At 38.6% G+C, this 20272-nt stretch carries 15 protein-coding genes; 13 read left to right on the top strand and 2 right to left on the bottom strand.

The features are described from left to right. Positions 1-17: 17 nt before the first annotated feature. The gene (locus tag D7I46_RS07015; protein WP_120772252.1) at positions 18-317 is read right to left on the bottom strand and encodes a GIY-YIG nuclease family protein; all 300 of its coding nucleotides are present in this window, start codon (positions 315-317) and stop codon (positions 18-20) included. A 99-nt stretch (positions 318-416) separates the two neighbouring features. On the opposite strand from D7I46_RS07015, the gene uvrA reads away from it, so the two are divergent. Beyond that, complete coding sequence (uvrA, locus tag D7I46_RS07010; RefSeq protein ID WP_120772251.1) at positions 417-3239, top strand: excinuclease ABC subunit UvrA; 2823 nt, start codon at positions 417-419, stop codon at positions 3237-3239. Between the two features lie 120 nt (positions 3240-3359). Next, entirely contained in the window at positions 3360-3944 is a 585-nt protein-coding gene (locus D7I46_RS07005) for a uracil-DNA glycosylase family protein (RefSeq protein WP_120772250.1), read from the top strand. A 44-nt stretch (positions 3945-3988) separates the two neighbouring features. Here D7I46_RS07005 and D7I46_RS07000 read toward each other — a convergent pair whose 3' ends face one another. Continuing rightward, on the bottom strand, positions 3989-4429 hold the full coding sequence (locus tag D7I46_RS07000; RefSeq protein ID WP_120772249.1) for a GNAT family N-acetyltransferase: 441 nt from the start codon (positions 4427-4429) through the stop codon (positions 3989-3991). 637 nt (positions 4430-5066) lie between these two features. Between D7I46_RS07000 and D7I46_RS06995 the strand changes: the two genes are divergently transcribed. The 11 genes from D7I46_RS06995 (at position 5067) to D7I46_RS06945 (ending at position 20255) form a co-directional block, all read left to right on the top strand. Continuing rightward, positions 5067-6179 carry an AI-2E family transporter gene (locus tag D7I46_RS06995; RefSeq protein ID WP_120772248.1) on the top strand — a complete coding sequence of 371 codons (1113 nt, stop codon included), beginning with the start codon at positions 5067-5069 and terminating at the stop codon, positions 6177-6179. Between the two features lie 340 nt (positions 6180-6519). Next, entirely contained in the window at positions 6520-7857 is a 1338-nt protein-coding gene (locus D7I46_RS06990) for a hemolysin family protein (protein WP_120772247.1), read from the top strand. 376 nt (positions 7858-8233) lie between these two features. Beyond that, on the top strand, positions 8234-9025 hold the full coding sequence (gene pflA, locus D7I46_RS06985; RefSeq protein WP_120772246.1) for a pyruvate formate-lyase-activating protein: 792 nt from the start codon (positions 8234-8236) through the stop codon (positions 9023-9025). Positions 9026-9089: 64 nt separating this feature from the next. Continuing rightward, complete coding sequence (locus tag D7I46_RS06980) at positions 9090-10415, top strand: esterase/lipase family protein (protein WP_162930848.1); 1326 nt, start codon at positions 9090-9092, stop codon at positions 10413-10415. 137 nt (positions 10416-10552) lie between these two features. Next, complete coding sequence (locus tag D7I46_RS06975; protein ID WP_120772244.1) at positions 10553-10735, top strand: hypothetical protein; 183 nt, start codon at positions 10553-10555, stop codon at positions 10733-10735. An 828-nt stretch (positions 10736-11563) separates the two neighbouring features. Continuing rightward, the gene (locus D7I46_RS06970) at positions 11564-11875 is read left to right on the top strand and encodes an LPXTG cell wall anchor domain-containing protein (protein ID WP_120771756.1); all 312 of its coding nucleotides are present in this window, start codon (positions 11564-11566) and stop codon (positions 11873-11875) included. An 85-nt stretch (positions 11876-11960) separates the two neighbouring features. Continuing rightward, the gene (locus D7I46_RS06965) at positions 11961-12803 is read left to right on the top strand and encodes a WxL domain-containing protein (protein WP_120771755.1); all 843 of its coding nucleotides are present in this window, start codon (positions 11961-11963) and stop codon (positions 12801-12803) included. A gap of 45 nt (positions 12804-12848) precedes the next feature. Further along, complete coding sequence (locus D7I46_RS06960; protein WP_120771754.1) at positions 12849-13640, top strand: WxL domain-containing protein; 792 nt, start codon at positions 12849-12851, stop codon at positions 13638-13640. Between the two features lie 40 nt (positions 13641-13680). Beyond that, positions 13681-14439, top strand: a complete 759-nt coding sequence (locus D7I46_RS06955) for a WxL domain-containing protein (protein WP_120771753.1) — start codon at positions 13681-13683, stop codon at positions 14437-14439. 57 nt (positions 14440-14496) lie between these two features. Next, positions 14497-15252, top strand: a complete 756-nt coding sequence (locus D7I46_RS06950) for a WxL domain-containing protein (RefSeq protein WP_120771752.1) — start codon at positions 14497-14499, stop codon at positions 15250-15252. A 47-nt stretch (positions 15253-15299) separates the two neighbouring features. Continuing rightward, positions 15300-20255 (top strand): beta strand repeat-containing protein, encoded by a 4956-nt coding sequence (locus D7I46_RS06945; protein WP_120772243.1) that lies wholly within the window; start codon positions 15300-15302, stop codon positions 20253-20255. The last annotated feature ends 17 nt before the right edge of the window (positions 20256-20272 follow it).

The raw sequence follows: 20272 nt of genomic DNA, 5'->3' as shown, positions 1-20272 counted from the left end.
AAGAGCAAAAACTCTCGTCAATTTTGTCGAGAGTTTTTATAGTTTATGAAGGTAGATTTAAGCTGTTTATTTTCAATTAGCGTTAATTTTTGTTTGCGGTTTAGTGTGTGCTTAAACCACCATTCGCACTTAGTAGCTTCAGATTTATTATCAAACTCAATCGCAGTCAAGAGTTTGACTGGTAATCTTGATTTTGTATATTTTGCTCCTTTTTTTGCATTGTGTGTAGCTACGCGCTTTTCTATATCATCTGTATAGCCACAGTATAGTGTATTGTCAGCGCACTGTAGAACATAGACATAATAATTTTTGCTCATAAATCAGATTATACCATTTCAGGTGCTCAAAGTTAAGAATTGACTTTGTTTTCGTGGTATAATAGACTTAATTCATTTGTAATTTATAAGGAAACAAATATGCCACAAGATAAAATCGTTATTCACGGAGCGCGTGAACACAATCTAAAAAATATTGATGTTGAAATTCCAAGAGATAAATTGGTCGTTGTCACAGGTGTTTCGGGTTCTGGGAAGTCTTCGCTTGCCTTTGAAACCTTGTATGCCGAGGGGCAACGTCGTTATGTTGAGTCATTGTCTGCCTATGCCAGACAGTTTTTAGGCAATATGGATAAGCCTGATGTAGATAGTATTGACGGTTTGTCGCCTGCGATTTCCATTGACCAGAAAACAACCAGCAAAAATCCACGTTCAACGGTGGGCACAGTGACAGAAATCAATGATTATCTGCGTCTTTTGTATGCCCGTGCTGGTACACCTTATTGTATCAATGGACATGGAAAAATTTCCGCCCAATCTGTTGAAGAAATTGTCGAGCAAATCCTCGAACTACCAGAAAAAACACGGTTGCAAATCCTTGCACCTGTTGTAAGAGGTAAAAAAGGAACGCACGTCAAGATGTTTGAGCGGATTCAAAAAGATGGCTATGTTCGCGTTCGTGTTAATGGCGAGGTTTATGATGTCTCTGATGCACCAGAGCTGGATAAAAATAAAAAGCATAATATTGAAATTGTCATTGACCGTATTGTAGTCAAAGAAGGTATTCGTTCACGTCTATTTGATTCTGTTGAAGCAGCACTTCACCAAGCAGAAGGTTATGTGATTGTAGATAAAATGGACGGCGAAGAACTTTTATTTAGTGAGTTTTATGCTTGTCCAGTTTGTGGATTTACGGTGCCTGAGCTGGAGCCACGCTTGTTCTCATTCAATGCACCATTTGGTTCTTGTCCTGACTGTGATGGTTTAGGGGTTAAGTTAGAACCTGATGTGGATTTGATTATTCCAGATGGTACAAAAACTCTACGCGAAGGTGCGATTGTTTATTGGTATGGTAAAGCCTCCACTTATTATCCAGCACTTTTAGAGCAAGCAATGACACAATTTGGTGTAGATTTAGATACACCTTGGGAAGAATTGTCTGTGGCAGATCAGGAGCTAGTTTTGCAGGGTTCTGGCGAACGTTTGTTTCATTTTTACCATGAAGGTGATTTTGGACTGCGCGACCAAGATATGACTTTTGTTGGTGTGATTCCTAATCTATGGCGTCGTTTTCAATCTGGAATGACAGAGTCGGCACGTGAAATGGCGCGTGCTTACATGACAGAGTTGACTTGCACAACTTGTCACGGCTACCGCCTAAATGACCAAGCGTTGTCTGTCAAAGTTGGTGAAAAAAATATTGCAGAATTTTCTATTTTGTCAATTGGAGATACGCTTGACTATGTGGGAACGCTTCATTTATCTGAAAACAATGAAATTATTGCAAAACCGATTTTGAAAGAGATTAAAGATCGCTTGACTTTCTTGAAAAATGTAGGGCTAGATTATTTGACCTTATCACGCTCTAGTGGAACTTTATCAGGTGGTGAGTCTCAACGGATAAGACTTGCGACACAGATTGGGTCAAATTTGTCAGGCGTTTTGTATATTTTAGATGAACCTTCGATTGGGCTTCATCAGAGAGACAATGACCGATTGATTGAGTCTTTGCAAAAAATGCGTGATTTGGGCAATACATTGATTGTGGTGGAACATGATGAAGACACCATGATGGCGGCAGACTGGTTGATTGATGTTGGACCAGGTGCGGGGGACTTAGGCGGTGAAATCATTGCCTCTGGTACGCCAAAACAAGTGATGAAAAATAAAAAATCCCTGACAGGACAGTATTTGGCAGGCAAACGCAGTATTCCAGTACCCGAAAAACGGCGTGTGGTCGATAAGAAAAAGATGGTCAAAGTTGTCGGTGCTAGAGAAAATAATTTACAAAATATTGATGCTGAATTTCCTCTTGGATTGATGACAGCGGTCACAGGGGTTTCTGGTTCTGGAAAATCAACGCTAGTCAACAGTATTTTGAAGAAAGCTTTAGCTCAAAAATTGAATCATAATTCTGAAAAACCAGGGAAGTACAAGAAATTGACAGGCTATGAAGGTATTGAGCGCTTGATTGATATTGACCAATCTCCGATTGGACGGACACCACGGTCAAATCCTGCGACTTATACTTCAACTTTTGATGATATTCGTGATTTGTTTGCCAATACGAATGAGGCAAAAATTCGTGGTTATAAAAAGGGACGTTTCTCTTTCAATGTCAAGGGCGGACGTTGCGAGGCTTGCTCAGGTGACGGAATTATCAAGATTGAAATGCACTTTTTGCCGGATGTCTATGTGCCTTGTGAAGTTTGTCATGGAAAACGTTATAATTCCGAAACTTTGGAAGTGCATTATAAGGGAAAAAATATCTCGGAAGTGTTGGATATGCGTGTGTCTGATGCGTTAGATTTCTTCCGGCATATTCCAAAAATTGAACGTAAATTGCAAACTATTGTTGATGTCGGATTGGGCTATGTTACACTCGGTCAGCCTGCAACGACGCTTTCAGGTGGTGAAGCGCAGCGGATGAAATTGGCATCTGAATTACAAAAACGAAGCACGGGTAAATCTTTTTATATTTTGGACGAACCGACAACGGGGCTTCATTCAGAAGATATTGCAACTTTGATTAAAGTTTTAGACCGTTTGGTTGACCAAGGAAATACGATTGTTGTCATTGAGCATAATCTTGATGTAATCAAGACAGCAGATTATATCATTGATCTCGGACCTGAAGGAGGCTCTGGTGGTGGTACCATTCTTGCTAAAGGAACGCCAGAAGAAGTTGCCGAAGTTGCTAACAGCTATACAGGACACTATTTGAAAGCAAAATTAGAGAAATGAATTTGTCAGTATGCTGACAGAAGTTTTGTCAGTCGATTCCATGTTTGCGTGAATCGCATAAAGCTGTCAGCGTACTGACAGCTTTGATAAAAGGATGATTTGCAGAGAAAAAGGTGGAAAATGGATAAATTTCAAGAAATTTTTGAGGCAATAAAAGCAGACCCACAAAATGCGGAATACACGGCAAATGGGATTGAACCACTTTATTCGGTGCACAAAGAAGCACGGATTTGCCTGATAGGTCAAGCACCAGGCATACGAGCACAGGAAAGCGGGATGTATTGGAACGACCCTTCTGGGGATCGTTTGCGCGAATGGACGGGAATTGACCGTGAAACTTTCTATCATTCCAATAAACTTGCGATTATTCCGATGGATTTTTACTTTCCGGGTAAAGGAAAATCAGGCGACTTACCACCACGCAAGGGTTTTGCTGAAAAATGGCATCAATTATTATTGGATGAAATGCCTGAGATGGAACTTTTAGTCTTGATTGGTTCTTATGCCCAAAAGTATTATCTGCATTTGTCTTCAAAAGAAAAAACAACGGATGTTATCCGCAATTTTAAATCTTACCTTCCTCAATACTTTCCGCTTGTTCATCCTAGCCCACGTAATAATATTTGGATGGCTAAGAATGATTGGTTTGAACCAGAAGTTTTACCAGAGTTGAAGCGAATTGTTCAAGAAATTATGACAAAGTGATTCTGTCAGTGCTGACAGAGTTTTCGTCAGTAAAAAAGCACTCATCAGAGCGCTTTTTCCATAGTAATATGCTGAATACCTGCCTCTTCAAAAACTTCTCCCACCTCAGAAAAACCATGTTTGGCATAGAGACCACGAGCGGAGAGTTGTGCGTGCAATTCAAGTATATCAATGTTTGAAGACTTTGCAAATTCTGTAAGTTGGCATAGTAAAACATTAGCGTATCCCTTGCCACGTCCTTCTTTAAGAATCGCCATACGTTGAATTAGTCCCGACTTTTTGTCTAGATTAGCAAGGAGTCTAACCGTACCATAGGCTTTGCCGTCAATATAAAGCACAAAGTGGACAGCAGAAGCCTCCTCAACAGGATTTTCAACTTCTAACTCATAAGGGACGCCTTGTTCTTTGACAAAAACTTGGTTTCGAATACGTAACGCATCAAAATAAATGTCAGACATTGTATCACGAGTGATTTTAATTTCCATAATTTTAGGGAGGACTTTCTAATAATTTATAACATTAGCATGAAGTCAGCTCAATTTTTCAAAAACAGAATTGACCTCATCATTTTTATACGAGTTAATCTCTAAACAATTTTAGCCGTTTAGCTAGGTAAATGGTAGTTATACTGCCTTAAGCGATTGGAAAAAGCAATACTTTTCTCATTTAATGTCTTAGCATAAAAAGCAAAGATTGCTTAATAGTCTTTGATTTATTATAATATAAATAGTCTGAAAATTGTTCTAGTACTGTTTAATTTCTAAAATGTTTTTAGAAATTACTCTGCTCCGTTGTTGATGTCCACTATGCGACTAGGTGAAACAATTAGCATATCCATAAGCTGCTTACGCGCAAATGGCTATCCTATAAAGTCGCAACCGTTGCGTCTTACGAAAACCACTTCTTGCACAAGCGCAAGGCAGTATATTTGCAGTTTAACTACTAAACAACTGTGTCGTTTAGAGATGAACTAGTATAATAAATTTGTCAACATACTGACAGTTTCATGTGACTCACGCGAGCATGAGATTGACGAATAAAAATTCTGTCAGTATGCTGACAAAACTATTCACCCTTATCCCATCACTATCACTCGTCCAAACAAAGAAAATATAGGAATTTATGTTTAAAAATAGTAAATTATTTTTCTGGACAATTGAGATTTTGGCTGTAGCCTTATTAATTTTTCTACTGACCCAAATCCAATTCGTCTTTCAACCGGTTAAAACCTTGTTAGCTCTACTATTTATCCCATTTATTATTTCAGGTTTCTTATACTATGTCTTCAATCCTGTCGTAATATTCATGGAGAAAAAATTAAAAATCAAAAAAGTTTTTGGGATTTTTATCGTACTTATCCTCATTGCAGCAATGATTTTTTATGCTATTGCTTCTATTATTCCAAGCATCGTAGGACAGTTGACAGGACTTATCAATGCTAGTACACGAATTTATCCAGAAGTGAGGACATGGGTTGAAAATCTTCAACATAATCCAAGATTTTCTCAACTTTACCAACAAATTGACGTTAATAGCTTGGTTGACCGCCTGAATATCTCTTACACAGACATTCTTCATAACCTTTTAAATAGCATTACAATAAGTGTCGGAAGTCTAGTAAGCATTATTACAAGCATTGTTATGGTTATGATTTTGGTGCCAATCTTACTTTTTTATATGTTAAAAGATGGAGAAAAAATTCTTCCGTTTTTACGCAAAAATATCTTGAAAGAAGACAAACTCAATATTTTTGAATTACTTGAAAATATGAACCGGACCATTTCGCGATATATTTCAGGTGTCGCACTTGACGCACTTTTAGTTTTCATTTTCGTTTTTATCGGATATTTGATTATGGGGATTCCTTACGCATTCCTCTTTGCACTTTTCGCAGGAATTACCAACTTGATTCCATATGCAGGACCCTATATTGGTGTCCTACCAATGGTATTCACTGTTGCTTTCAATCATCCGTGGACAGCATTAATTGCTGTCGCATACGTTTTGATTCTCCAACAACTTGATGGGAATCTCGTTTATCCTAAGATTGTTGGGTCGGCAGTTAAAGTCCATCCAGTCACAGTGATGGTACTCATGCTGATTTCAGGAAGCTTATACGGAATTATCGGTATGATTATTGCAGTGCCAGCCTACTGTTTGGTCAAAGAAATCGTAAAATTCCTTAATAGCCTCTATCAAAATCACAAAGAACAACGCAGAATTCTTTCAAAATAATAACAAAAATATGATATAATAAGTCTTATCTAGCATCTTTTAACCTAGAAAATTATCCAGTTGTTTTCTAGGTTAAAAAGTAGCATAACAATAAAGTTAAAGCTTATTCAGTGGGAGTCTCTTAAAACCTTTGCTCATTAATTAGTCACTTTAGTGTCTAGATAAAATGGCAATTTACCCTGAATGCAAGAGATAATTTTACATCTTATAACTGAGTTCGCCCTCCATGAAAGCTGTGAAAAAGATAAAGCTATGAACCTGTCTGCGGCAGAACATCTAGCTTTCCTATTTTTCAAGCTTTCAAAACAGTTGGACTCACATCTTATTTCAAGGAGCAACAATGTCAAACCCTGATCCCGAGAGTGTATCGATACTCTTGCAGATTTTATTACTTATTTTCTTGACGATTTTAAACGCATTTTTCTCAGCCAGTGAAATGGCAATGGTCAGCCTGAGCCGGACAAAGGTCGAACAAAAGGCAAGTGAAGGTGATAAAAAGTATATTAACCTCGTCAAAATTCTTGACCAACCAAGTAATTTTTTATCAACAATTCAGATAGGGATTACCCTGATTAATATTTTGGCTGGGGCAAGTCTAGCTGATGCTTTAGCATCACGTTTGACCCCTCTTTTGGGTGGGACAGCTTTAGCGCGCACGCTTTCGCAAATTATCATTTTGGCTATCCTAACCTATGTTTCATTGGTATTTGGTGAGCTTTATCCAAAGAGAATCGCACAAAACCTAAAAGAAAAATTGGCTTTGCGAGTTGCACCACCGATTCAATTTCTTGGAGCGGTAATGAAACCTTTTGTTTGGTTTTTAGCAAGTTCCACTAACTTATTGAGTCGATTGACACCTATGAAATTTGATGATGTTGATGAAAGCATGACCAGAGATGAGATTGAATATCTTTTAAATACAAATGATGATGCTCTAGATGACACAGAGCGCGAAATGATTACAGGTGTATTTAGTCTGGATGAGCTTGTAGCGCGTGAAATTATGGTGCCTAGGACAGATGCCTTTATGATTGACATCAATGATGATACACATGAAAATATTACGGCTATTCTTGGGGAATCATTTTCTCGTGTTCCAGTATATGATGATGATAAAGACAATATATTAGGTATTCTTCATGTGAAGAAACTTTTGAGAGCCAGCTTTGAACATGGCTTTGATAAATTAAACATTAGAGATATACTTCAAGAACCTCTTTTTGTCCCAGAAACAATCTTCGTTGATGACTTGATGCGTCAAATGAGAAAAACTCAAAACCAAATGGCAATCCTACTCAATGAATATGGTGGTGTGGAAGGGATTGTAACTCTAGAAGATTTGCTCGAAGAAATCGTCGGAGAAATTGATGATGAAACAGATATCGCCGAAAAAGAAGTCTTCAAAATCGGTGAAAATCTCTATGTTGTTCAAGGGAAAATGACTTTGAATGATTTCAATGAAGAATTCGGCACCCACTTGGAGAGCAATGATGTTGATACGATTGCAGGATATTTCTTAGCAACAACAGGAAAAATTCCAGAAAAAGGTCAACAAATTGTCTTCAAAGTAGATAATGAAGAAGACCATTTCTCATTGACGAGTTTAGAAGTTGATGGAAAACGGATTGTCAAACTTCGTGTTGAGTTTGATGTTATCCCAGAAGAAATTGAAGAATAATTATAAAAGCTCCTAGATTGCTAGGAGCTTTTATGATTTAATTTGCCAAATATTGTCGAATGCGGTATGATATAAGGTATAAATGACTTCCGAATGATTGAGTCTGTTCACTCCAATATCTTTATAATAGCGATACTGAAGTTATCTTTATTAGTAAATATGAGTGCAAAGCAAGACGCAAATTTTAATTTCTAAAAAGTGTCTTTTGGAAGTTAAATAGTATATTAGTCAATTGGGTGAGAAAAGGTTAGAAATTTCGAAAAAAGAAGCGATACAAATGACTAACGACTGAAGCTTAGATAATTGAGCGATACTTTAGTTTTCTTTGCTTTCGTAATTTCTGGAGGAACCTTTCTTATATCTAAAGGAGAAGAGTATGTCTGAAAATATAGAAGAACTTAAACAAGTGACAGGGTTAATCCACTCCACCGAATCTTTTGGTTCAGTTGACGGACCTGGTGTGCGTTTCATTGTCTTTGTTCAAGGTTGTCGGATGCGTTGCAAATACTGCCATAATCCAGACACTTGGGCGATGAAATCTGATAAAGCTACTGTGAGAACAGTGGGCGATGTCATGGACGAAGCTTTACGGTTCAGAGGTTTTTGGGGTGAAAAAGGCGGAATTACTGTATCAGGTGGTGAGGCGCTCCTTCAAATTGATTTTGTGACCGCTCTTTTCAAAGTGGCGAAGTCTCTTGGAGTTCATACAACACTAGATACCGCGGGTCAACCCTATATGACAGATGACTATGTGACGGAACATATCGCAGAGTTACTAGATTATACTGACCTTGTTTTGCTAGATTTGAAAGAGATTAATCCTGAACGTCACAAAGATTTAACTGCAAATAAAGTAGATAACATTCTTGACTTTGCTCAGTATCTTTCCGACCGTGGGCAAGCCATGTGGGTTCGTCATGTTCTTGTTCCAGGAGAAACAGACTATGATGAAGACTTGATAAAGCTTGGCGAGTTTGTCAAAACACTCAAAAATGTCTTGAAGTTTGAAATACTTCCTTATCATACAATGGGTGAATTCAAATGGCGAGAATTGGGCTGGAAATATCCTTTAGAAGGTGTAAAACCACCAACAAAAGATCGTGTTCACAATGCTAAAGAAGTAATGGATACAGAGTCCTACCAAGACTATTTACAAAGAATTAGATAATATTAGAAAATTCCTGATTATCAGGGATTTTTTACTTTGTTTTTGTTATAGTTAAAGTATGATAATGCTCAAAAAAATATTATTTTGGATTCTTCTAATTTTATCAGTCAATCAAGCCATCATTTTAACAAGATTCAATGGAGCTTTTTATATTAAAGGGTTAATAGGAATTGTGCTAACCTTATTTTACTTTTTTTATAATTTTAATCCTCGAACCACGGAATATCCAGCAGAAAAATTAACTAAATTAAGTGCTTGCTATGATATTTTGCAATCATCTGCAGTGGTCTTTTTAGTTCAAGCTTTAATATACCTCTCTATAATAACAGTCTATCCAATACACTGGGTAATATTTTTAACTAATTTTACTGTGAGTCTTTTATTGTGTTACTTTTTAGTTATCAATGGCTTGATAAGAAGTTTTACAATATCACGACAAATTGGGCTTTTGCTCAGAATTGCTTTATTATCTTTTTGGTGGATGCCATTTATTAACAGTATCTTTTCCACTTTTGCAAGTGTGAAAATAAAACAAGAACTCATTTTTGATAATCAAAAATATATCCTCAATCAAAAGCGTAAAGAAAAACAAGTTTGCAAAACAAAGTATCCAATTGTTATGATACATGGAATATTTTTTAGAGATTGGGAAATATTTAATTATTGGGGAAGAATTCCTGAAGCGCTTGAAGATAACGGAGCCCAGATATTTTATGGAGAACATGAATCATCTATTCCTGTCGAGCAAGCTGCGATACAAATTAGGGATAAAATTTTGAGTATACTTGCTCAGACTGGCGCAAGCAAAGTGAATATCATCGCACATTCAAAAGGGGGAATTGATAGTCGGTATGCTATATCTGTGTTAGGGCTCGCTCCTTATGTCGCAAGTCTTACGACAATCAATAGTCCACACTATGGTTCGGATTTAGCGGGGAAAGTATTATCCATGACACCAGAAAAAATTGTGACAAAAATAGGTAATAAGTATTCGAACATATTTATGAGATTGGGAGATACTCAGTGTGATTTTGTTGAGTCAATCAAAGAACTAACCCCTGAACGCTGTGGACAGTTAAATAGAAAAATGACAGATTCACCATATGTCTATTATCAAAGCATTGGCTCATCAATGAAATCTAGGAGGTCAGCATCTTTCCCATTAAATCTCGGCTATGCAATTATTAAACCAATCGCTGGTGATAATGATGGGCTTGTTGCAACAAAGTCAATGCAATGGGGAAATTTTCTAGGCATATTAAGACCGAAAGGAAGAATGGGAATTTCGCATAGTGATATGATCGACTTGAGCCGCAAAAATATTAAAAGATTTGATGTAATGGAATTTTACGTTCAGATGATTTCAGAATTAAGAGAAAAAGGTTACTGATAGTTTTTCTGTCAGTAACCTTTTTTGTCAGTTGTGTATTGTTTTGGTGAATAAGATAAAAATGAGATAATTATATTAAGATTAGAAAGAAGAAAGGACTTATAGAGAAAGTTATTTTTATAAGTGGGGGTGAAAAAATGCTAGAGAAACAACGCGAAGAATTACTTAAACTTCATGAAGTTCTGAGTGGTAGAGAAGAAGATGAGCAGTTTGAAGATTTTGAGGAAAATGGAGTTCCAACTCATAAACCTCATCGGAGGATTAGCCGCTATGGTCGTTCACATCATCGTTTCAATCGAACAATGAAGGGAAATAAATAAAAAATCTGTCAGTACTGACAGAAAGGTAATACATCGAAAGCGTAGATTTTACGCTTTTTTTATTTTAATAAACACTTATAACGAATTAATTATATCTAATGTTACAAAAAATTTAATTTTTTAATAGGAATAAGAGTAGCTATTGCATTAAAAATTTAAAAAAAGAGCCAAATTTTAAGATAAAATCTCTTAAATGAAGAAGTAGACTTTTTTCTTAACGTAATCATAAGGGATTTGGAGCTAAAAAGTAGTAAGTAAAAAGATTTTGTAATAAACGTTTTGTTTGAATCAGAACATTTTAACTAATTATTTTTTTAGAGTAATAAAAATAAAAAAGGCTTAACCACAGGGGTCAGCGATAATGTTAGTTTCAGAAAAATCATAATTTTTCTGAAAGAAAAGTTTGAAAGCGAGTATAAAAACAACTAGATATTATGCAATAAAATAGAAAAGCATTAATTAGTTACAAGAATATTATATAAAAATATCGTAATCTTTTCAACCCTTTCGTGAAGATTATTTTATATAACAACTTCCGTTTTAGGTAATCTCAGTACAACATAGAATCGAATTGGATTAAAAATTTAAAAATAATTATCTATTTAATAGAGATATTCATTCACTATATTATACTATGAAAAACTAAATTTCAGAAAAATTATGATTTTTCTGAAATAGTACTTCTAGAACATTATGCTCATACTAGGAAGGTGTTTTTAAAAAAGGAGGGATGAAACTTTAAAAATTAGTTGTTTAACATAGGTGATATCACTTGCCTAGAAAAACAGAGTATCGCTTTCTCAATCTAGAGAAAAATTAGGAGAAAGAATGAACAAAAAACATTTATTTGCATTGCTTCTGTTGCTTTTAATGATGCCTACAGTTTATGCTCACGCAGCCGAAACAAAGTATAACACGCAAGGCCGTGTAGGGTTTACAGGTGTTTGGACAACGCCCCCGTCCTCAAGTGGTGAGAATGTTGCTCCTGCGGAATCTAAACCAACTCTTCCTAAGGAGCAAAGTATTCTTCCCAAAACGGGAGATGCAACAAATTCTTCAGTTATAACAAGTTTTGCAGGAATGATTCTTTTATTCCTCATTACAGTTTATAAAAAGCATAAAAGGAGGGAAGCCATATAGGAAAATACTAAAGCCAAAGTTTTATTACTCACCATTTGAAAAATAATTTATTTCTAATGGATTAACATTTAAGGAGAAACAGTTAATGAACAAATTAGTATTAAAATCTTCAGCACTATTAGCAACAGTTTTAATTGCAGGACCAGTGCTTATTTCTACCGCAGGTGCAGCAACGACTACTGGTGGTGACTATACTTCTAGTGCCAACCTTACTTTGCAAGCAGGTACAGGGCCAGTAGACCCCCTTGACCCCACTGATCCAACGAATCCCGTCACTCCCGTGGATCCAGGCACCCCAGGAGCACCAGGGAACTTGACAGTTGACTATGGTTCAACACTTTACTTCGGTACACAATCAATCTCTACACAAGCACAAACTTATTATGCTCACCCTGACATGGTAGTAGATAAAGATGATGCGACTAAAATCGTACCCAACTACGCGCAAGTAACTGACCAATCAGGAGATCTGGCAGGCTGGACGTTGACCTTGACCCAAGCCTCAGATCTTCACTTGAGCTCTGGTAGTTCTTCAGATGCAGGTTATGCACTTACTGGAGCACAAATTAACTTCACTGGTGGAACAATTGTAGGTGGGAACGGAATTACCTCAGGTACACCAAGTGATGTTGTGACCTCAGGTTCACTCACACCAGGTGTAGCGACTAAACTTGTTTCAGCAGCTGAAAATGAAGGAGCAGGAACTTGGCTTTACAACTTTGGTGATGTAGATGCGTATGATGCAGCATCAGTAGATACTGCAAACACCTCAGACCAATCCAAAGTTGCGACAAAATCAGCAATTAGTTTAACCGTTCCATCAGGTTTGGTAGAAAAAGCAGCAGCTTATACGACAGATTTATATTGGAGTCTCCAAGCAGTACCAGGCAATGATTGGTCAGGTAACACATCTGCAGTCAGTCAATAAAATCATATCAGATTAAAAATAGGATTATTTAAAAGGAGACAACTCATGAATAAAATGTTACTGAAATCAGCATCAGTATTGACAACATGCCTTGTAGTAGGACCTATGATTGCTGGTACTGTAAGTGCTGCAAGTACAGGTGGAGACTACACGTCTAATGGTTACGTTAACTTTGAAGAAGGGGATAATACAGGGATTAGCCCAGTTGACCCATTAAATCCAACAGTTCCAGTAGGACCAACGAACCCAGATGGTACAGACCCAGCACCAGGGACAGGTGGCGCGCTTTCTATTGACTTTGCGTCAAGTTTGAGCTTTGGTACACAGAAGATCTCATCTAATGATGCCACTTATTATGCACATGCTCAATGGATTAGCAAAGATAAGGATGGAAATGACGTTGATATCACTCGTCCTAACTATGTCCAAGTCACAGATACACGCGGAACATGGGATGGTTGGACTTTAACTGTTGCCGAAAGTGACCAATTTCAAAATTCAGATGGAGATCAGTTGACTGGAGCAGAGCTATCTTTCAGCAAAGGCTATACGGAGGGGACCACAGCAGCAACACCAGGTTATGTTAATACTGATAGTTTTACAGTAGGGACAGCAGCAACTAAGATTTTAGGTGCAGGCACTAATCAAGGAATGGGGACTTGGGTTTACGGTCTTGGCGGCAACGCAGACTACCAAGAAAACGGAGGCCCTCATCTTGATAATGATGCAGTATCAACAGCATCACCAATTACTCTTAAAGTTATTGCAGGGACCAATAAAGCGACAGCTTACACGACTCAACTTAATTGGTCATTAACGAATGCTCCAGGGAACTAAGTCATTTGCTTAACCTCAATAACATGAAAAGGAGGGTACTGTGAAAAAAATAACATTGTTAAGCGTGCCTCTCATCCTGATTTCATTGGGTTTAGCCCATAAAGCTTACGCCGCCACGACACAGACCTACGATTCACAGGGAATTGTTGGATTTAGTACAGGAAGTGGTGTTCAACCCCCTGTAGATCCTAATACACCTGATCCTACCCTTCCTGTAGATCCACAGAATCCAGACGGTTCAAAACCTACTCCTGGCGGAGATGGCCCACTTACAATCGATTTTGCATCAAGCTTTGATTTTGGAACTCACGATATCTCAAATGAAGATGAAACCTATCTTGCGAAAGCTCAAAAGTATTTTAATTCAGAGACTTTAACGCCCAATTACGTCCAAGTAACAGACAGACGTGGCACATTTTCGGGTTGGGCTTTAAAAGTTGTAGAAACTTCTCAATTTACGCAAGTTGGTACAGGTCCCCAGAAATATAAAGTGCTTAACGGCTCTGCGATTTCTTTGAAAAACCCAGTTCCAGCATCTACAAATGGAGCATCTGCTCCCAAAGCTCAAGAAGTACTCAGCTTAATTCCAGGTGTAGAAACGCAAGTCGCACTTGCTACATCTGGTGAAGGTGCAGGGACTTGGGTGATTCGTTGGGGAAGTCAAACTAGTATTACGAAGGATGGTCTCACCCCAGATGTAACACTATTTGTACCTGGTACGACACCAAAAGATGCAGCAGCTTATACCACAACACTAAATTGGATATTATCTGATTTACCAACGAATACTCCAACTTAATACAAGAGGAGTAAGCGATAAAAACTTATTTATATCTCAGAAAGGCAGGACAATTTCATGTCTAAATCAGCAGTAAAATATATTTCATTAGCCACACTTGGACTTTTGGCCGCTTCCATTGCGCCACAAATTGCTAGTGCTGCAACAACACAAGTATACAATTCACAAGGTGAAGTTACATTCACACCTGGTACCGACACAACAGGACCAGTTGACCCACAAGATCCAACTACTCCCGTCACTCCTACAGAACCAGATGGTGTTAACCCTGGAGGTCCAACAATGCCAGATAGCGGTTTGACGATTGTTTATGCATCAAGCTTTGATTTTGGTAGTCATCCAGTCAGCAATAAAGCAGAAGTTTATAATGCAGCAGCACAAAAATTGGACGATGGTACCACACGTACAAACTATGTTCAAGTTGCGGATAACCGTGGAACATTCTCTGGATGGAACTTAAAAGTACAAATGACTGACTTCACTACTTCAGATGCAGGGCTTGTTGCTAATGGTCATGGAACACTTACTGGTGCAACAATTACACTTGGAGATGCAGAAATTCAAGGTGCTGGTACAGCAAATCCAGCCGATATTTCAGCAGCATCAACAGTATTGACACCAGGTGTTCAATCGGGAACAATCCTTGGAGCAACAGCAGGACATGGTTCAGGTAACAGCTTGCTTGACTTTGGTGGCAAAGATGGTGCAACCAAAGATACAGCCGTAACACTCGCAGTTCCAGCGGGTGTAGCTGGTGCAGCTCAATATACAGCAGACCTTACATGGACCCTTGATGACACACCTGCTAACTAATTTTTTAATAATATGTTTAGTGGTGAGAAACAAGTAAGGGAGATTTCATGCAAAGAAAAAACAAATTTAAACTTGTGACTTTTGCAATGTTGCTAGCATTGGTCCCATCTATGAACCTGGGGGCGATTCCTCAAGCTTTTAGTAGCGGACGTGTTACGCCAACATCTCTTGGGAAGATGTTATCACCTCAAGAAGTAGGAGCGACAACGTCTAATACTAGTATGAGTACCATGCTTAAAAGCGTTGTTCCCACTAGTAGTACTTTTAATGGTAAATCAGTTTCACAACCTAGTCGTACCCCCCTTCCTCAAAACACAGTTAGTGATGCAATTGCTCCCAATAGTTTTGGATGGCAACAAAGTATAGGTGGATTAACTTTACCAGCAAATCAGGTTACTGCTGTTCAGAACGGTACAGTTCTCGGTAGTTTTCCCGCAACGGATGCAGGTGTTCAACAAGCATTATACATGATGTATAGCGCCTCTAATGCGAGTACTTCAGATTTTGTACTTTATTTTGGCAGTAATACAACTTTAAATAATTCATTAGTCAAAGCTCCTGTTTCTGCACCAAGTGCAACCAGTATGACGTTTAGTACACTTGTTGGTCATGCTAAAAGCTTAACATGGGTATCTAACCCAGCAGATGCTTTGACCAGTTCCAATACTTCTCAAGCATCGGGGACAAATTACACCGTAACCCTACCGAACAATGTTTATTTTGGAGTACCTACGATATTCCGTAATGTGACTGTCGCTGCTAGCGGTGATAATATTTATGCTCAAGGGAATGCTTTTGCGACAACGAATGGTTCTTGGATTACTGGTGCTCCAAATATTTATGGAGGGACAGATAATACAAACCTTTCGGGGAGTACGAATGTTTATATTGGAGCGACAGGTGGGACGGCAGGATGGAACATCTATGGCGGTAATTCATCTGGTGGAACAATCTCTGGAGATACTCATGTTACGATTACTCAGGCATCGTCAACCCTCACTAATGTAACAGGGGGGAGTGCGGCTGGAGCAACAATCTCTGGAAATACTAACTTGGATATCAATGGTGCAATTGCTGCTCAAGTAACAAATATTTACGGAGGGGGTATTGGAACGTCTGCTTCACCAGTAAAAGTAAATGGAACCGTTACAACCTATGTTAAATCAACAAGCACTAATGCACGCTATCAACTCTATCAAGGTGGTGCTTGCTATGGTAATATCTCGGGTTCTATTTATAATACACTAACTGGTGCTGGAGGTTGGACAAGCACTTCAAGTAATATTAATGGTACCTCCCCTTTTTCTGATTATAACGGTGGCTCTTTCCAAGGTAATATCGGAACATTAGGTGCAGGAAATGTCATTTCCAATAGCTACGACACCTCAGCGTTTACCACGGGGCAAGCTCTTTTCACAGGTGCTAATTCTGGAACTGCAAATACATATGGTGCGGCTACCAGTACGACAAGTGCAGCACAGGGGCTTATTTATGCCAATATTACAAATTACATAAAATCAGCCTTTTCTACAGGTACAGCAGGAGCTGTATATGGTGTTGTTGGTGGGAATGGACATGATTCATTAAAAATTTCTCCAGCTCAATGGGGTTTGGGAAGTCAAACTGGTTTAGATAGTGCTGTTACAGTCACTGATGCAAAAGCCTATGCACAAATTCCTACAAGTACAGTTATTTCCAATGCTCAGAAAATAACAAGTAATGCCATTTATGGAAATATCTATACATGGGAACAATCAGGAGTTATGTCCACCACTGCTGGTGGAGGTAACAATGACTGGACGGGATATTCTTACGGTGCAAGTTCTAACGGATATCTTCAAGGTCAATCTGTTCTTGAAGCAGGAACGTCTAATCCTGACAACTCTGTTGGAGGAGCAGGCGTTGTATATTGTACAGCAATGGGGGGAACAGCAGAAACAACCCTTGCTTCTCAAGGAACAGTAGCCTATGGTAAGACCGACATCACTTCTGCCTATAATTCAGGTTGGGACCTTTGGGGCGGGGGTGGTACCGTTTGGACCTATCGTCAAGCATTTTTACAAAATGGAGATTGTTATTTAATTCATAATAATGATATTTCACGTTGGACTTACGGTGGACAATCTAACGGTAGCCAAGTCGGTAATTCCTATAACATTTTGAACGGTGGTATTGTTGATACTCTTGAAGGAGGGGGCTACACAGGAACAACTAGATGGGGATCTACTACAGCTCAAGTTAATATGGGGCAAGTAAACTGGTTTCTATCAGGTGGTTCATGGGGCGATTTGTATAATACTAATAATGCAACGGTCAATGTTTATAATGGGACAATCAACGCTATAGTTGGTGGTAACTACGGCCAAGCAGGAACAGAAACAATTGCAGGTGACTCTACTGTAAATGTTTACGGTGGTGACTTCTCAGGCAGTCCGCGTACAGGAACTAAGCAACTATGTGGTGGCCCATTCTTTAATGGAAGCTCATCTATTCTAGGTAGTACAGTACTTAATTTGGATTTAACAGGAGCAACTGGTTCAACTTTTAAATTACCTTTAGGAACCTATCTATCAGGAGGCGCCGGCTACAATAATACAGCAACTCATGTCGGTTCGGGAGTAAATAATAGTATCACTGTTAATATCTCTGCAAATTCTTCTTCTGGTAATGTTTTGAATGGAGCTGTCATTTATGGTGATGGTCAATCTAATGGTTCAAGCAGCACATATACTAATATTGGAACCATCAATATGAATATTAATGCAGACGGAAACACAGTAGGTTCTCTCTATGCAACAAATTACGTTGCGATGCCCTCATCTGGTCAGCTCTATAATACCAATATTGAAGTCGGAGATGGAACAACTATCTCAGGAACGGTCTCTTCAGGTGGAAGTAGTGATAATTTGACAGATGCTATTGCATCGGCCAATACTAATACCTCAATAGTCACTCTAGGAAATAACACTTCTCACAATCCAATCACAATTAATGGTTCATTGATTAATTTCAATAGTGCAGAACTTACCTCACAAGCTACAGTTAATGTAGCAGGTTCGTTTAAAAACGGGGGTGGAGCTACAGCTGCGACCCATGCGGCGACATATGCGAAGCACGGAACGATTCAAATGGATAGTAATTCCACGCTTGGAATTACTTCCACATCATCTGTTGTATCTGGTAGTAAACTCATTGTTTATCCAAATGCTACACTCTCTACCCCTTATGTTCAAACATCGGGATTAATTAACCTTTCAGACTTGGATATGTCAACTAATAATGGGAATTTGTTCTGGAATCCGACAGGTACCCCTCCTACAAACATTAGCAATAGTTATGGTGGAGCTTATTGGGGACAACAATCAGGATTTCCTGTGTTAACTTTCAATGGTGGAGATGCCTCCACAAAATCTGGTGCAGCGAATATTACACCTGATAACTTCTCAGGTGTTGACATAACAAGGAATTACGCTTTTCTAGGGGATTATACAATAAATTCACTCTCATCACCTAGCAATCCCACATGGATTGGCTATGTGGTTCCTGGGCAAATTCGTGTATATAATATGACAGGAGATGCAGGTTCCGGTTACTGGCAACATCATCTGAAATCAAATATTACAACAGGTACACCTGTTGCGGGGCAAGCCATGCAGGCTTGGGCTTCAGTTGCAGCTGATACAAATGCTAGCTCTATGAAAGTAATGTATGTCATGGGATATAGTGATAGTACAACTAATCCCTTTACGTTCACAAGTCAGTCTCCATATTATATTAAATCTAGAACAGCATCAGGATTTGACGGACGAGTTTTGAACAACTACCCACAAACAAACCCTAGTTTTGACGTTAGTGCGGGGACAACAGGGGCTACGCGGAGTTTTGCAACCAAAGACTACTTCGTAGGCAACCAACAAGATGGCTCAAATGACCCAACCACTTTTGGAAGTTATATTATTCAAAATGTGGTCACAGATAATACAACTTCGTTGAGTGCAGGAAATTATATCCTACCCAATACAAGTTCAGAGACAAATGCTTCTTCATTGACTCAGGCTCAACTCCAACAAATAGTTGGTTTGAAAGGGGTCGGAGTAATGTCTGATATTACTGTGAGTGCTGGGACTTTATCGAGCATTAACACTGCAGGTACAAGTATTCAAGATCCTACTTCCTCAGAGACAAATGCGCAAGGTCAATCTTATGCAGAAGTTCCAATGACTTGGACACTGGGAAGTAGTACGGCTAAAAGTAATATTGTTGTTGTTCCACAAGCTGCGGTTATTTCCTCAGATCATCAGACTGCTGTGAATGCTTATGATACAAGTATGACAGGGGATGATGCACATGCGCTTAAAAATCAAGCGGATTTAGATGGAAATTGGACTTATGCCTTGGGCTTCAAAGCAGATGGGACAATAGAAGATCCAACGATTTCTACTCCAGTAGATTTAGTCGGCACTTTACAAACCATTACGGCTGATCATCCAATCATTGATGAAAATGGGAATATCGATCCTGTAACTTATACCTACAATGGGGTATCAAAAGAAATCACGATTAATTTAAGCTTTGGATCAATTAGTTTAACCACTCCTACGATGTATGACTTTGGAACATTAAATGTTAGTCCCAAACCTTTGGTTGCTTGGGCACAAAGTCCTTCAAGTGATGTGACAGTCACGGATACTCGTACAGGAACAGGGCTTAAACCTTGGGCCGTTACCGTTGCGCAAACCCAAGATTTGCAAGGCGTCACAAACGGAAATAATCTTGCTCCCTATCTTATCTTCAAGGATGGAACAGGAAGTCAACAAATTACAAGTGCTGCTATGCAAATTTACGCAAATACAGCACCAACAACAGGGACATTCAATTTGAATCAAAATTGGAATTCGGGCACTGGACAAGGGATTCAACTGAATATCCCTGTGCAGAGTCAAGAAAAAGGAACTTACGAAGGACAATTGACTTGGTCTCTCAATGATGTACCAACCAATTAATAGAAGGATTGGTTAAT

The sequence above is a fragment of the Lactococcus allomyrinae genome, from assembly GCF_003627095.1.
GTDB lineage: Bacteria > Bacillota > Bacilli > Lactobacillales > Streptococcaceae > Lactococcus > Lactococcus allomyrinae.
The sequence above is the reverse complement of the archived record's forward strand: the minus strand, read 5'-3'. Positions and strand labels throughout refer to the sequence as shown.

Excerpts from the sequence above, each read along its gene's own strand:
- D7I46_RS07015 (WP_120772252.1), bottom strand. The coding sequence starts at position 317 with ATGAGCAAAAATTATTATGTCTATGTTCTACAGTGCGCTGACAATACA.
- uvrA (WP_120772251.1), top strand. The coding sequence starts at position 417 with ATGCCACAAGATAAAATCGTTATTCACGGAGCGCGTGAACACAATCTA.
- D7I46_RS07005 (WP_120772250.1), top strand. The coding sequence starts at position 3,360 with ATGGATAAATTTCAAGAAATTTTTGAGGCAATAAAAGCAGACCCACAA.
- D7I46_RS07000 (WP_120772249.1), bottom strand. The coding sequence starts at position 4,429 with ATGGAAATTAAAATCACTCGTGATACAATGTCTGACATTTATTTTGAT.
- D7I46_RS06995 (WP_120772248.1), top strand. The coding sequence starts at position 5,067 with ATGTTTAAAAATAGTAAATTATTTTTCTGGACAATTGAGATTTTGGCT.
- D7I46_RS06990 (WP_120772247.1), top strand. The coding sequence starts at position 6,520 with ATGTCAAACCCTGATCCCGAGAGTGTATCGATACTCTTGCAGATTTTA.
- pflA (WP_120772246.1), top strand. The coding sequence starts at position 8,234 with ATGTCTGAAAATATAGAAGAACTTAAACAAGTGACAGGGTTAATCCAC.
- D7I46_RS06980 (WP_162930848.1), top strand. The coding sequence starts at position 9,090 with ATGCTCAAAAAAATATTATTTTGGATTCTTCTAATTTTATCAGTCAAT.
- D7I46_RS06975 (WP_120772244.1), top strand. The coding sequence starts at position 10,553 with ATGCTAGAGAAACAACGCGAAGAATTACTTAAACTTCATGAAGTTCTG.
- D7I46_RS06970 (WP_120771756.1), top strand. The coding sequence starts at position 11,564 with ATGAACAAAAAACATTTATTTGCATTGCTTCTGTTGCTTTTAATGATG.
- D7I46_RS06965 (WP_120771755.1), top strand. The coding sequence starts at position 11,961 with ATGAACAAATTAGTATTAAAATCTTCAGCACTATTAGCAACAGTTTTA.
- D7I46_RS06960 (WP_120771754.1), top strand. The coding sequence starts at position 12,849 with ATGAATAAAATGTTACTGAAATCAGCATCAGTATTGACAACATGCCTT.
- D7I46_RS06950 (WP_120771752.1), top strand. The coding sequence starts at position 14,497 with ATGTCTAAATCAGCAGTAAAATATATTTCATTAGCCACACTTGGACTT.
- D7I46_RS06945 (WP_120772243.1), top strand. The coding sequence starts at position 15,300 with ATGCAAAGAAAAAACAAATTTAAACTTGTGACTTTTGCAATGTTGCTA.